Genomic DNA, 12,635 nt, shown 5'->3' with positions numbered 1-12,635 from the left:
AGCGGGCTTGCCCGCGAAAGGCCGCGCAGCGGCCTGCGGGTTTTGCAATACAAACCTGATGGAGCCGAACCATGAGCTATCACCTGATCATCGGCGACAAGCTGTACTCCTCCTGGTCGCTGCGTGGCGCCCTGGCCCTCGAGCTGGCCGGCATGCCCTACGAAGAAACCCTGATCAAGCTGAACCAGCCTGATACCCGTCAGCGCATTCTCGCCTACTCCGCCACCGGCAAGGTACCGCTGCTCAAGACCGAGCACGGTGTGATCGCGGACTCGCTGGCCATTGCCGAATACCTCAACGAACGCCACCCCGAAGCCCAGCTGTGGCCTGCCGATGTGGCGGCGCGAGCCCAGGCCCGTTCGGCCTGTGCGCAGATGCATAGCGGCTTCTTTGCCCTGCGCGGCGCCATGCCGTTCGACTTGTCGCGCGACCAGGCGCTGGACAACGTGCCGCTGGACGTGCAAATCGACATCGACCGTATCGTTGCGCTGTGGTCCGAATGCCGTCTGGTGGCCAAGGACAGCGGCCCGTTCCTGTTCGGCAAGGCAAGCCTGGCCGATGCCTTCTTTGCCCCGGTGGCCGTGCGCCTGCGCACCTACCGCGTAGAAGTCCCCGCTGAGGCGGCAGCCTACATCGAGACCATTTATCAGTGGCCAGCCTTCCAGGCATGGCAACAGGCAGGCCTGGAGGAGCGTGAAGCGTGAAACGGATTCATGTAGTAGCGGCCGTCATTCGCGGTGCTGATGGCCGTATTCTGATCGCACGTCGTGCCGATACCCAGCACCAGGGCGGCTTGTGGGAGTTTCCCGGTGGCAAGGTGGAGGAAGGCGAGAGCGTCGAAGCGGCGCTTGCCCGCGAGTTGCGCGAGGAGCTGGGCATTGAGGTAACCCGGTCGCGTGCGCTGATCAAGGTCAGCCATGACTACCCGGACAAGCAGGTGCTGCTGGATGTGCGCGAGGTCGAAGCGTTCACTGGCGAACCCCATGGTGCCGAAGGCCAGCCGCTGGAGTGGGTTGCCCCGCGCGATTTGCCGCAGTACGAATTCCCCGAGGCCAACAAGCCGATCGTCGCCGCTGCGCGCCTGCCGGACCAGTACCTGATCACCCCGGATGGCCTGGAGGTGCCGCAGCTGCTCAAGGGCATCCAGAAGGCGGTGGCCAACGGCATTCGCCTTATCCAGTTGCGTGCTCCGGACATGTACGACCCCAAGTACCGCGACGTGGCGGTGGATGCGGTCGGGCTGTGTGCGGGCAAGGCGCAGTTGATGCTTAAAGGGCCACTGGAATGGCTGGGTGATTTCCCAGCGGCAGGTTGGCACCTGACGGCCGCGCAACTGCGCAAGTACGCTGCCAGGGGCCGGCCGTTCCCCAAGGAACGCTGGTTGGCCGCGTCCTGCCACAGTGCCGAGGAGCTGGCGCTGGCTGAGCAGATGGGCGTGGACTTTGTCACCCTGTCGCCAGTGCAGGCAACCCAGACTCATCCGGATGCGGTGCCGCTGGGCTGGGATGAGGCGCAGCGCGTGATTGCCGGGTTCAACAAACCGGTGTATCTGCTGGGTGGGGTAGGGCCGAGTGAGCGCGAGCAGGCTTGGGAAGCGGGTGCACAGGGTGTGGCCGGCATCCGGGCGTTCTGGCCCGAGGTTTGAGTCCCCTGTAACAGGGGCCGCTGCGGGGCCCATTCGCGGGCAAGCCCGCGAATGGGCTGCAAAGCAGCCCCAGAAGTATCAGCCTTGGGGTTTCTCGGCGGGCTGCCACAAAACCTCAGCCACCCCTTGGCGCCGCCCGATGATCCGCGCCGCCACGAACAATAGATCGGAAAGCCGGTTGATATATGTCATCCCAACGCCTTCCAGCGGCTCCATGGCATTCAACTGCTGGCACCGGCGCTCTGCACTGCGCGCCAGGCTGCGGCACACATGCGCCTGCGCCACCAGCGCCGAACCACTGGGCAGAATGAAGTTCTTCAGCGGCCCCAGCTCTTCGTTCCACACATCGATGGCCGCCTCCAGGCGTTCCACTTCCGCCAGGTTCAACGCCTGGTAACTGGGCATCGCCAGCTCGCCACCCAGGTCGAACAAGCGGTGCTGACACGGCGCCAGCACCTCGGTCACTTCATTCAGCCCGTGCTCGGCAAGCCCCGCCAGCAGCAACCCCAACTGGCTGTTCAGGCTGTCCACCTCGCCAATCGCTTCGATCCGCGGGTGGTCCTTGGGCACCCGACGGCCGTCGCCGAGGCCGGTTTCGCCTTTGTCGCCGGTGCGGGTATAGATCTTCGAAAGGCGGTAGCCCATGTCATTGCTCCGTTCTGGCCGGCACCGCCGCTGCCGGCTGGCTGAGGGGCAGGCGCAGGGTAAAGCAGGTGCCTTGGCCTGGCGTGGATTGCACTTCCATCTGCCCCTTGTGGTTGTTGGTGATGATGAAGTACGAGACTGACAGGCCCAGCCCGGTGCCCTGGCCGATTTCCTTGGTGGTGAAGAACGGCTCGAAGGTGCGCTTGCGCACTGCCTCGGGCATACCGACGCCATTGTCCTCGACCTGGATTTCCGCCCATGGCGGGTTCAGCCGGGTGCGCAGTGTGATGCGCCCGGGCTCGCTGGGTTGCGGACGCTGGTGGATGGCTTGGGCCGCATTCTTCAGCAAGTTGAGCAGTACTTGTTCCAGCTCGTTGGCGGTGCAGGGCACCGGCCCCAGGTTGGGGTCGAACTGGCGCACGATGGCTTGACCCTTGAAGTCGAAGCCGATGGCCAGGTCGAAGTCATTGCCGGCAATTTCAAGGGCCTGATCGATCAGTGCCGGCAGCTCACATGGCACCAGTTGGCGGTCGCTGCGGCGGCTGAAACTGAGCATGTGGGTGACGATCTTCGCCGCCCGGGCTCCGGCCTGCTGAATGCCGTCGAGCAGTTGCGGCACCTCGCGGCTGTCCAGATAGCGGTTGATCGTGGCCAGGTCGATGCCCAGCTCTTCGGCCTGTTCCTGGTTGCGCGGCAGGTCGGACGACAGGCGCCGGCGAATGTTCTGCACGTTGTGCAGGATAGCGCCCAGCGGGTTGTTGATTTCATGCGCCATGCCGGCAGCCAGGCCACCGACCGAGAGCATTTTTTCCGACTGCACCATCATCTCTTCCAATGACAGACGCTGGGTGATGTCGTCGATACGAATGACCACGCCGCGCCCACCGCCGCCGGTCAGTGGGTAGAAGGTCAGGGCGTAGTGGCGTAGGTCGTCGCCCTTGGGCCAGGTTACCCGCTCGATCTTCGCCACTCGATGTTTTTCCACGGTCTCCTTCAGCTGCGGGAGGAACGGCTTCAGCGGTTCGAAAGCAATGAACACGGGCTGGTTAAGTGCCTCGTCCAGTGGCGTGCCGGAAAGCACCGTGGCTTCGTGGTTCCATTGGGTCACGTAAAGCTGTTCGTCGAGGGCAATCAGCGCCGAGGGCATCGAGTCGATGATGCTGTTGAGGTAGTTCTGGAAACCGGTGAGTTTTTTCTCGATCTTGCTGCGTACCTGCACTTCCAGTTCCAGCTTGCGGTTGGTGTGGCGGGTTTCCTCAGCAAGGCCCTGAGCCTGGTCGTAGGCGCTCTGGAATTCATCGCGGGCGCTCTTGAGCTGCTGCTCGCGGGCCTCGATGCGCGACAGCATAGTGTTGAAGGCCTCGGCCAGGCTGCCGATTTCATCGTCGTTGCCGCGCTGGGCGCGCAAGGCGTAGCTCTCTTCACGGGTAACCTGGCGGCTGAGTTCCTCAAGCTGGTTGATCGGTTGTGTGATCAGGCGCTTGATCTGCCGGGCGATGACGATCCATAGCAGGACACTGAATACCAGGATACCCAGGCTGGCGCTGAGTGTGCCGGTGTAGAAGGCCATGGGCAGTTCGCTGCTGGCTACCAGCAGCAAGTGTGCCGGTGGGTTGGCATCGCGGGGGATGCGGATCAACTGAGTGCTGCGAAACTCCATCAGGCGCCAGCCGTCGATGTTTCGAAAACGCTTGGGCAGGGCCAGCGGCTCACCATGCTGCAACTGCGCCAGCATCTGCCCATCGCCACCGTAGACGGCGGCGGCACGCAGCGGTGTGTAATTGTCCAGTTCCTTGAGCAGGGCACGGGCGGTGTCCGGGGTGTCGCCGGCGCGGGCTGCAAGCTGTGGATTGGCCACCAGCCGGCCGATGGTCTGCAACGCCTGCGGCGCCATGCTTTCCTGGGTAATCCAGTAGGCGGCGCTGATGAAGGTGAGGTTGGCCACCAGCAAGATGGTCACCAGCAGTACCAGCAGGGCCGCCAGTAGCTTCTGCCCGACCGGGAGGTTTTCCAGGCGTTGGCGCAAGGTCATGGGCAAGGCAATGTCCGTATCCGGTTGAAGGGCCGCGTCAGTCGCAGGGCAAACCACGCACGCGCAGGTTTTCGACCAAGCGCTGCAGCAGGTGTTCCAGCTGCGGCAGCTGCAGGCCATGACGTGTGGCCGCGCGGCAAGCATGGCCGAGCAGGTAGTGCAACTCGGTGCGCCGTCCTGCATGCACGTCCTGGTACATGGAAGAATAGTTGCCTGCGGTGGCGAGGATTACCCGCTGCACTTCTTCGTCCAGCCCCTCGGCTGCTTGCGGCTGGCCGCAACGGTGCAGCAGCCGGGCCAGCTCGACGCACAGGGCCTGAACTTCACCCAGGTGCCCCAGCAGCCCGCCATTCTGGCAATCGTGAAGCACGGTCAGCGGGTTGATGGCGCAATTGAGCGCCAGCTTGCGCCACAGGCGGGTGAGTATGTCCACTGTCCATTCAGCAGGGATACCGGCTTCGTGCAGGTCATCGAACCAGGCGGGGATCATGGGGTTACGTGGGTCGCCCAGCCAGTTGAAGCCATGGCCGGCAAAACGCACCTGCCAGTCCCCCTCGCGGAAGGCGCCTTCGGTGCTGGAGACGAAGATGCAGCGAGCGTGCGGCACAACGTCGGCGACTTCATCCTGGCTGCCCAGGCCATTCTGCAACAGCAGCACTTCCGCGCTCTCGGCCAGCCGCGGCGCTACACCGGCAATCGCCGGGGCTGCGTCATAGGCTTTGCAGGCCACCAGCAGGCGGTGGATCGGGCCTTGCGCCTGGGCGGTTTCGGCAGGTATGGCGTAGTGCCGTGTTTGCTCTTGCTCGACCAAGGTCAGGCCGCCAGCCTGCTGATAAGCCTGCAACCGTTGCCCGTCACGCAGGATCAGGCGCACAGCCTTGCCTGCGCGTGCCAGGCGGCAGGCCCACAGACTGCCCAGGCTACCGGCGCCGAGAATATGCCAGGTGCTGCTCATATGCGTTTCGCAACCCGTTATAATGAGCCCGCATTTTAACCTTCAAACCCAGCGCGCTCCATCTTCAGCCTGAGCGCGCTTTTATTTTGGGAGAACAACCATGCCTTCGTTCGACGTGGTATCGGAACTGGACAAGCACGAAGTGCAGAACGCGGTCGACAACGCCATCAAGGAACTGGACCGCCGCTACGACCTCAAGGGCAAAGGCACCTTCGAGTTCAAGGACAAAGAGCAGACCGTGATGCTCACCGCCGAGGAAGAGTTCCAGCTCGAGGCGATGCTGGAGATCCTGCGCCTGGCGCTGGTCAAGCGCAAGATCGACGTGAAGTGCCTGGAAACCAAGGACCCGTACGCCTCCGGCAAGGAAAAGAAACAGGAAGCCAAGTTCCGCGAAGGCATCGACAAGGACCTGGCGAAAAAGATCGTTGCCACCATCAAGGATGGCAAGTTGAAAGTACAGGCCGCCATCCAGGGTGAGCAGGTACGGGTAACCGGCAAGAAGCGTGACGACCTGCAGGAAGCCATTGCCCTGCTGCGCACCAAGGAATTCGACATGCCGCTGCAGTTCAACAACTTCCGCGACTGATGTGGGGTCGCCCGGAACCCCGATGGCCAAATGATGTCCATGGGGGCCGGGGTTGCGTAATAACACGCGCGGCCTGTTCTACCGTGTACTTGCCGCTCGGCATCAGGAGATGAATATGGATTTGAACGCTGAGGTCGATCAGCTCGTCCGCCAATCCCAGACGTGGATCCCTTTGATCATGGAATACGGCAGCCGTGTGCTGCTGGCACTGCTGACCCTGGCGGTTGGCTGGTGGATCATCAACAAGGTCAGCGCCCGCCTCGGCAAGCTGGTTGGCCTGCGCAACGCCGACCTGGCGCTGCAGGGCTTCATCAGCTCTCTGGCGAACATCGTGCTGAAGGTGCTGCTATTGGTCAGCGTGGCCTCGATGATCGGCATCGAGACCACCTCGTTCGTCGCAGCCATCGGTGCCGCAGGCCTGGCCATCGGCCTGGCCTTGCAGGGCAGCCTGGCGAACTTCGCCGGTGGTGTGCTGATTCTGATGTTCCGCCCGTTCCGTATCGGTGACTGGATCGAGGCGCAGGGCGTTGCCGGCACCGTCGACAGTATCCAGATCTTCCACACCGTGCTCCGCACCGCTGACAACAAGACAGTCATCATGCCCAATGGCAGCCTGTCCAACGGCATCATTACCAACACCAACCGCCAGCCGACGCGCAAGGTGGTGTTCGATGTGGGCGTTGACTACGAGGCCGACCTGCAGACTGCCCGCAATGTGTTGCTGGAGCTGGCGAAGGACCCACGTGTTCTGCAAGACCCGGCACCGCAGGCGGTCGTGTCGACGCTGGGCGACAGCTCGATCACCGTATCGCTGCGCTTGTGGACCAAGACCTCCGATTACTGGGACGTGATGTTCATGCTCAACGAGTATGCGCGTGACCGGTTGAAGGCCGAAGGGATCGACATTCCGTTTCCGCAGCGGGTTATTCGCGTGGTGCAGGAGACTGCAACGCAGTAATACCGCGTCAAAGCCGGGGCCGCAAAGCGGCCCCGACTTTTTTCCTGCCCTGATTACACTTGTTCACAGCAATTTCCGACCATTTCTGGCATATAGCCTGACCCCGCCTGCCACACCCGATACGCCATCATGAAACCACTGCTGTATATCACCCCTCTGCGCGCCTTGCTGTTCGGCCTGACGCTGGCCCTGTTCGAGCTACTGACCTACCTGGCCAGCGACGCGGTCATGCCGGCCATGCCGATTGTGGTCGGCGACCTCGACGCCAGCCCTGAGTACATTCCCCATGCCCTCAACCTTTACCTGCTGGGGGGCGTGGTACTGCAATGGCTGATCGGCCCGCTGGCCGACCGCTATGGACGGCGCCCGCTGCTGCTGGTCGGCTGCGCGTTCTTTGGCTTGGCGTGCCTGGCGACTTTCTGGGTCCAGGACATCGGCCTGTTCAACCTGTTGCGCCTGTTGCAGGGCATTGGCCTGGGTTTTGTGGTCACTGTCAGCTACCCGGCCCTGAACGAGGCTTTCAGCGAGGCTGATGCCGTACGCATGATGGCCCTGCTGGCCAACATCGCCTTGCTGTCGCCCCTGCTCGGGCCGCTGGTGGGCACCTTGCTGCTGCAATGGCTGGACTGGCGCTGGCTGTTCGTGGCGTTCGCCATCGGCGCAGTGCTGGCCTGGCTGCTGTTGTATCGCCTGATGCCGGAAACCCTGGGTGTGGAACGCCGTGACGGCTCGCGGCTGGCGTTCACGCCGATTCACCTGCTGCCACTGTTGGCGGGCTATGGCCAGTTGCTGGCCAACCGCCGCTTCGTTGCAGGGAGCGCCGCCCTTGGGTTGGTCGGTTTACCGCTGATTGGCTGGATCGGTCTGTCGCCGGTGCTGCTGATTCATGATGAGGGGTTGAGTACCCTGGAGTATGCGTTGTGGCAGTTGCCTGTGTTTGGCGGGTTGATCCTCGGTAACCTGATCATCAACCGTATTGCTGATCGCTACCCGCTGCCAGCCTTGGTGCGTGGTGCGCTCTGGCCATACCTGGCCGGCCTGTGCCTGATGGTGCTGGCGACCTGGTACTGGCCCAGCGTGACCAGTGTGGTGGCCGGCATGTCGCTGTACGCGCTGGGGTTAGGCGTGGCCAATGCGGTGCTGTACCGCATGACGCTGTTCTCCAGTGAACAGAGCAAGGGGCTGGTTTCGGCCATGCTGGGGATGATCACCATTGCCTTGCTTGGGCTCGGCGGGGCGCTGCTGGCGATGATTGGCGCTGGTGCCAGCTTGCTGCATTTTGCCCTGGCGGCGGGCGTAGCAGGGGCGTTGGCGCTGTGGCCGCTGTGGTTTGTGGTGGGTGGGCGGCCCGGGGAAGGGGCTGTAGCTCGATAATCGGTATTGCCTGTGCCGGCCTCTTCGCGGGTAAACCCGCTCCTACAAGGCGACGCGGCCCGGCCTCTGCGCGGGTAAACCCGCTCCTACAAGGCGACACGGCCCGGCCTCTGCGCGGGTAAACCCGCTCCTACAAGACGACGCGGCCCGGCCTCTTTGCGGGTAAACCCGCTCCTACAAGGCGACGCGGCCCGGCCTCTGCGCGGGTAAACCCGCTCCTACAAGGCGACGCGGCCCGGCCTCTTCGCGGGTAAACCCGCTCCTACAAGGCGACGCGGCCCGGCCTCTTCGCGGGCGAACCCGTTCCTACAAGGCGACGCGGCCCGGCCTCTTCGCGGGTAAACCCGCTCTTACAAGGCAACGCGGCCCGGCCTCTTCGCGGGTAAACCCGTTCCTACAAGGCGACGCGGCCCGGTGTAGGAGCGGGTTCACCCGCGAAGAGGCCTGCACAGGCAACACAAACCTTCAGGGCCGCTCAGCTGCGGAGTGTTCCTCCGCCACCGGGGTTCCCCGCCCGGCTTCCTGATGCCACTGCAGGGCGATCAGGATCAGCGTAGGCACACCCAGCAAAGCAGTGATCAGGAAGAAGTCGTGGTAGCCGAACTTCTCCACAATAACGCCCGAATACCCGCCGATCAGCCGCGGCAACAGCAGCATGATCGAACTGAGCAGTGCGTACTGGGTCGCCGAGAACTTCAGATTGGTCAGGCTTGACAGGTAGGCCACAAAGGCCGAAGTAGCCATGCCGGAGCTGAAGTTGTCCAGTGAGATGGTCACCACCAGCATTTCCAGGTTCGGACCCATGTCAGCCAGCATCAGGAACAGGATGTTGGTGCCGGCAGAGGCTACGCCGCCGATGAACAGGATGGGCATGATGCCGAAACGTACGATCAGCAGGCCCCCAACTCCGGCGCCGACCAGGGTCATGATCAGACCGAAGATCTTGCTGACGCTGGCAATCTGGTCCTTGGTGAAGCCCATGTCGATATAGAACACGTTGGCCATCACCCCCATCACCGTGTCCGACATGCGATAGGTGGCGATCAGGCCTAGCAGCAGCAGAGCCTGCCAGCGGTAGCGGGTGATGAAGTCGTTGATCGGGGTCAGCACGGGGGCCAGGCCGCGACGACCGAGGCTCGACAGGCAGGCCCAGGACAGCAGCACGTACAGGATCAGGCGCAGGAAGGCGCGGTCTTCCAGCAGCAGGTCGAGCGGCGTGGCATCACCGGAGATCACGCTGGACCAGCCGGTGTTGAACATCTGGGTGAAGCTGGCCGGTACCGAGACCAGCAGGATGATCAGCACGAACACCGAGGCCATCTGGTGCACCAGCCCGTAGCGCGCTGCCGACAACTGGGTGCGCATGGGCACTGGCGGTTCGCGCATGACCAAAGTGGTGAACAGGGCGGGCAGCATCATCACCCCGAACATCACATACGTGCCGGCCCACGCCTTGTGCAGGTAGCTGAAGCCGGTAGAGCCGAACCACTCGGCGAAGAACAGGGCACCGGCCGTGGCAAGCAAGGCAGCCACCCGGTAGCCGGCCATGTAGCTGGCAGCGAGCGCGGCCTGGCGCTGGTCGTCAGCGATTTCCAGGCGGTAGGCGTCGACAGCGATGTCCTGGGTAGCCGAGGCGAAGGCCACCAGTACGGCCATGGCAATCAGCCAGGAGAGGTGTTGTTGCGGGTCGCACAGGCTCATGCCGACCAGCCCGATCACCACCAGCGCTTGCGACAACAGCAGCCACGAGCGCCGGCGCCCGAGGCCGCCAAGCAACGGCAGGCGCCATTGGTCGAGCAGCGGTGACCAGACCCACTTGAAGGCGTAGGCCAAGCCAATCAGGCTGGCATAACCGATGGTTTCACGGGCAACGCCGGCTTCGCGCAACCATACCGACAGGGTCGAGAACACCAGCATGTACGGCAGGCCGGCGGCGAAACCGAGTAGCAAAAGTACCAAGGTTGACGGGCTGGCATAGGCAGCAAGCGCAGCGCGCCAGGTTTTACGGGGCATGGGCCAACATCTGCCTCAAGTTTTCGAAAACAAAGCGCGCACTCTAACCGCTGTGCTCCATTGGGCGCCAGCCATGGCGCGTCATATCCACACGATTGTTGCTTACATTCACACCTTCCCCGCGTAACCGCGCCCTTTGCTCATCGCCTGACGGGGTACCCAGCGCCAGGCTCAGCCGGCCACCCGCGCCGAGCACCCGATGCCAAGGCAGACGAGTGTCTGCAGGCAACTGCCCCAGAGTGCGCCCAACCCAGCGCGCCGCACGGCCAAGCCCAGCCAGCTCGGCCAGTTGGCCATAGCTCACCACCTTGCCAGGTGGTACTTGGCCAAGTACGGAATACAGCGCCGTTCGTCGGCCCTCGGCCGAATCAAGGGCGTGCTCATATCCATCAGACATCTCGCCCGCCTTGGGCTGCAGATGAAACCGGACCGGTGGTCCGGCAAATGAGAGTTGAACTCAACGGCATGCTCCCGGTCTGTCCTTGCTCTGGTCGTGGGTATCTGGATAATGCCCGGCTTTTCGTCAAATCGAACCTTAGTCCGCAAACAAAGCCTGTTTATGAATTCTAGATCCTTGTTGTGCCTTCTTGCTGTTTCCCTGTGCGCCTCTCCGGTGTTCGCCGACACTGTGTGGATGAAGAACGGTGACCGGCTGAGTGGCAAGATCAAGGTCTTCGACGGCGGCAAGCTGCTGCTGGAAACCCCTTATGGCGGGTCAATCGCCCTGGACTGGAAACAGGTCCAGACGCTGGAAAGCGATCAGGAGATGCTGGTCAAGCAGGACGCCTACAGCGGAGAGAAAGCCAAGTCGCTCAAGGCCGCCGAGCCAGGCAAGGTGACCTTGGCCAATGGCGATTCACCGAAGACGGTGGAGCTGGCCAGCATCGAGCAGATCATGAAGCCCAAGCCGTTGGTCGAGGATTTCGTGTGGAAAGGCAATGTCGACGTGGCGCTGGACTACAAGCGCGCCGAGAACGACACCGACGATTACGACGTGGGCTTCAAGACCACTGCCCGCCATGGCCGCTGGCGTCACAACGCCGAGGGTGAGTACAACCGCGAGACCAAGGACGACGTTACCACCACCGACAACTGGAGCGCCGAGTACGCTCTGGACCGCTTCATGACCGAGAAGTGGTTCTGGCAGGGGCGTGCGGAATACAAGCGCGATCACATCGAAGACCTGGCCCGCCAGCGCACCGTGGGTACCGGCCCGGGTTACCAGTTCTGGGACGATGAACTGGGCGCGTTCTCGCTGGGCTCACTGATCAACCGTACTGACTTCGAGTATCAGGACGGCGGCAAGGATAATTTCTATTCTGCGGCCGTGAAGTGGGATTACACCCGATACCTGATCGGCAAGAACGTGCAGCTGTTCACCAACGGCGAGTTCGCCAAGCCGCTGGGTGGCGTGGCCGACTACTCGCTGGATGCCGAGGTTGGCCTGCGCTACAAGGTCACCGAGTGGGCCTCGCTCAACCTCAAGGCGGAGAAGGATATCATCACCGGCACGCGTGAAAGTGACCTGGACAAGACACGCTATACCGCGGGCTTTGGCGTTACCTGGTAAGGCATCAGGATGCAGGTCAGTGGCACAGGCAGCTGATAATGCTTATCTTGTCCCCAACCCGTCCGCCAGGAGCTGCCTTCAAGTGAGTACCAACGCCATCCGCCCCGCCCGGGAACTGCTGCTCAAGGAATATCGAGGCGTGCTTTCGACCCATTCCAGGTCGATGCCTGGCTACCCCTTTGGTTCGGTCGTGCCGTACTGCCTGGACGCCCAGGGCAACCCGCTGATCCTGATCAGCCGCATTGCCCAGCACACCCACAACCTGCTGAAGGACCCCAAGTGTTCGCTGTTGGTGGGTGAGCGCGAGGCTGAGGATGTGCAGGCGGTAGGGCGCCTGACGGTGATGGCCGAAGCGCACAAGCTGGTCGACGAGGCCGTCATCGAGGCCGCCGCCGAACGCTATTACCGCTATTTCCCGGACGCGGCCAACTACCACAAGGCCCACGACTTCGATTTCTGGGTGCTGCAACCGGTGCGCCACCGCTACATCGGCGGCTTCGGTGCGATCCACTGGCTGGACCATGTGACCTTGGCCAACCCGTTCGCCGGCAAGGCCGAGGGGAGCATGATCGAACACATGAACAGCGATCACGCCAGTGCCATTGCCCACTACGTCGAATTGACCGGGTTGCCACGGCACGTACCGGCGCAGTTGGTCGGGGTAGACAGCGAAGGCATGCACCTGCGCATCGGCCAGGCCGTGCACTGGTTGCCTTTCCCCACTACTTGCAACACGCCGACACAAGTCCGCGAGGCCTTGGTTTTGCTGGCTCGCGCTGACAAATGGCCGGTTGTGATGCAAACCGAGGGTTGAAATCCGGAGCGCAGGCATCCATCTGAGGTCTTATTGGAAGGTT

12 protein-coding genes are annotated in these 12,635 nt (G+C 62.8%); 7 read left to right on the top strand and 5 right to left on the bottom strand.

Translation table 11 applies throughout. The features are described from left to right. Positions 1-71: 71 nt before the first annotated feature. Positions 72-704 (top strand): glutathione S-transferase family protein, encoded by a 633-nt coding sequence (locus AC3B5Q_RS21200; protein ID WP_103463041.1) that lies wholly within the window; start codon positions 72-74, stop codon positions 702-704. Then, entirely contained in the window at positions 701-1,645 is a 945-nt protein-coding gene (locus AC3B5Q_RS21195; RefSeq protein ID WP_021785810.1) for a Nudix family hydrolase, read from the top strand. The genes AC3B5Q_RS21200 and AC3B5Q_RS21195 overlap by 4 nt, the downstream gene beginning before the upstream one ends. A gap of 78 nt (positions 1,646-1,723) precedes the next feature. Here the strand turns inward: AC3B5Q_RS21195 and AC3B5Q_RS21190 are convergent, their stop codons facing one another. From AC3B5Q_RS21190 to AC3B5Q_RS21180, 3 genes are read right to left on the bottom strand one after another with little or no spacing between them, the layout of a single operon-like run. Then, positions 1,724-2,290 carry a cob(I)yrinic acid a,c-diamide adenosyltransferase gene (locus tag AC3B5Q_RS21190; protein ID WP_021785809.1) on the bottom strand — a complete coding sequence of 189 codons (567 nt, stop codon included), beginning with the start codon at positions 2,288-2,290 and terminating at the stop codon, positions 1,724-1,726. A gap of 1 nt (position 2,291) precedes the next feature. Further along, positions 2,292-4,322, bottom strand: a complete 2,031-nt coding sequence (locus tag AC3B5Q_RS21185) for a sensor histidine kinase (protein ID WP_021785808.1) — start codon at positions 4,320-4,322, stop codon at positions 2,292-2,294. 37 nt (positions 4,323-4,359) lie between these two features. Further along, positions 4,360-5,277 carry a putative 2-dehydropantoate 2-reductase gene (locus AC3B5Q_RS21180; RefSeq protein ID WP_021785807.1) on the bottom strand — a complete coding sequence of 306 codons (918 nt, stop codon included), beginning with the start codon at positions 5,275-5,277 and terminating at the stop codon, positions 4,360-4,362. 100 nt (positions 5,278-5,377) lie between these two features. On the opposite strand from AC3B5Q_RS21180, the gene AC3B5Q_RS21175 reads away from it, so the two are divergent. The 3 genes from AC3B5Q_RS21175 (at position 5,378) to AC3B5Q_RS21165 (ending at position 8,195) form a co-directional block, all read left to right on the top strand. After that, positions 5,378-5,863, top strand: coding sequence for a YajQ family cyclic di-GMP-binding protein (locus AC3B5Q_RS21175; protein WP_003251890.1), 486 nt, complete (start codon positions 5,378-5,380; stop codon positions 5,861-5,863). Between the two features lie 115 nt (positions 5,864-5,978). Next, on the top strand, positions 5,979-6,821 hold the full coding sequence (locus AC3B5Q_RS21170; protein WP_021785806.1) for a mechanosensitive ion channel family protein: 843 nt from the start codon (positions 5,979-5,981) through the stop codon (positions 6,819-6,821). Positions 6,822-6,950: 129 nt separating this feature from the next. Beyond that, entirely contained in the window at positions 6,951-8,195 is a 1,245-nt protein-coding gene (locus AC3B5Q_RS21165) for an MFS transporter (protein WP_084850847.1), read from the top strand. Positions 8,196-8,660: 465 nt separating this feature from the next. Here the strand turns inward: AC3B5Q_RS21165 and AC3B5Q_RS21160 are convergent, their stop codons facing one another. Next, positions 8,661-10,208, bottom strand: a complete 1,548-nt coding sequence (locus AC3B5Q_RS21160) for an AmpG family muropeptide MFS transporter (protein WP_021785804.1) — start codon at positions 10,206-10,208, stop codon at positions 8,661-8,663. A 43-nt stretch (positions 10,209-10,251) separates the two neighbouring features. Next, a complete protein-coding gene (locus AC3B5Q_RS21155; RefSeq protein ID WP_014592266.1) occupies positions 10,252-10,605 on the bottom strand; it encodes an MGMT family protein in 354 nt (117 codons plus the stop codon). A 162-nt stretch (positions 10,606-10,767) separates the two neighbouring features. Between AC3B5Q_RS21155 and AC3B5Q_RS21150 the strand changes: the two genes are divergently transcribed. Both AC3B5Q_RS21150 and AC3B5Q_RS21145 read left to right on the top strand, forming a co-directional pair. Then, on the top strand, positions 10,768-11,778 hold the full coding sequence (locus tag AC3B5Q_RS21150) for a DUF481 domain-containing protein (protein WP_021785803.1): 1,011 nt from the start codon (positions 10,768-10,770) through the stop codon (positions 11,776-11,778). 82 nt (positions 11,779-11,860) lie between these two features. Continuing rightward, positions 11,861-12,592: a HugZ family pyridoxamine 5'-phosphate oxidase gene (locus AC3B5Q_RS21145; protein ID WP_028697492.1), complete on the top strand. Its 732-nt coding sequence runs from the start codon at positions 11,861-11,863 to the stop codon at positions 12,590-12,592. Positions 12,593-12,635: the final 43 nt, after the last annotated feature.

The organism is Pseudomonas sp. D5(2026), assembly GCF_057766845.1.
The sequence above is the reverse complement of the archived record's forward strand: the minus strand, read 5'-3'. Positions and strand labels throughout refer to the sequence as shown.

What these genes read in the sequence shown, in the direction of transcription:
- AC3B5Q_RS21200 (WP_103463041.1), top strand. Translation starts at nt 72, where the DNA reads ATGAGCTATCACCTGATCATCGGCGACAAGCTGTACTCCTCCTGGTCG.
- AC3B5Q_RS21190 (WP_021785809.1), bottom strand. Translation starts at nt 2,290, where the DNA reads ATGGGCTACCGCCTTTCGAAGATCTATACCCGCACCGGCGACAAAGGC.
- AC3B5Q_RS21185 (WP_021785808.1), bottom strand. Translation starts at nt 4,322, where the DNA reads ATGACCTTGCGCCAACGCCTGGAAAACCTCCCGGTCGGGCAGAAGCTA.
- AC3B5Q_RS21180 (WP_021785807.1), bottom strand. Translation starts at nt 5,277, where the DNA reads ATGAGCAGCACCTGGCATATTCTCGGCGCCGGTAGCCTGGGCAGTCTG.
- AC3B5Q_RS21175 (WP_003251890.1), top strand. Translation starts at nt 5,378, where the DNA reads ATGCCTTCGTTCGACGTGGTATCGGAACTGGACAAGCACGAAGTGCAG.
- AC3B5Q_RS21170 (WP_021785806.1), top strand. Translation starts at nt 5,979, where the DNA reads ATGGATTTGAACGCTGAGGTCGATCAGCTCGTCCGCCAATCCCAGACG.
- AC3B5Q_RS21165 (WP_084850847.1), top strand. Translation starts at nt 6,951, where the DNA reads ATGAAACCACTGCTGTATATCACCCCTCTGCGCGCCTTGCTGTTCGGC.
- AC3B5Q_RS21160 (WP_021785804.1), bottom strand. Translation starts at nt 10,208, where the DNA reads ATGCCCCGTAAAACCTGGCGCGCTGCGCTTGCTGCCTATGCCAGCCCG.
- AC3B5Q_RS21155 (WP_014592266.1), bottom strand. Translation starts at nt 10,605, where the DNA reads ATGTCTGATGGATATGAGCACGCCCTTGATTCGGCCGAGGGCCGACGA.
- AC3B5Q_RS21150 (WP_021785803.1), top strand. Translation starts at nt 10,768, where the DNA reads ATGAATTCTAGATCCTTGTTGTGCCTTCTTGCTGTTTCCCTGTGCGCC.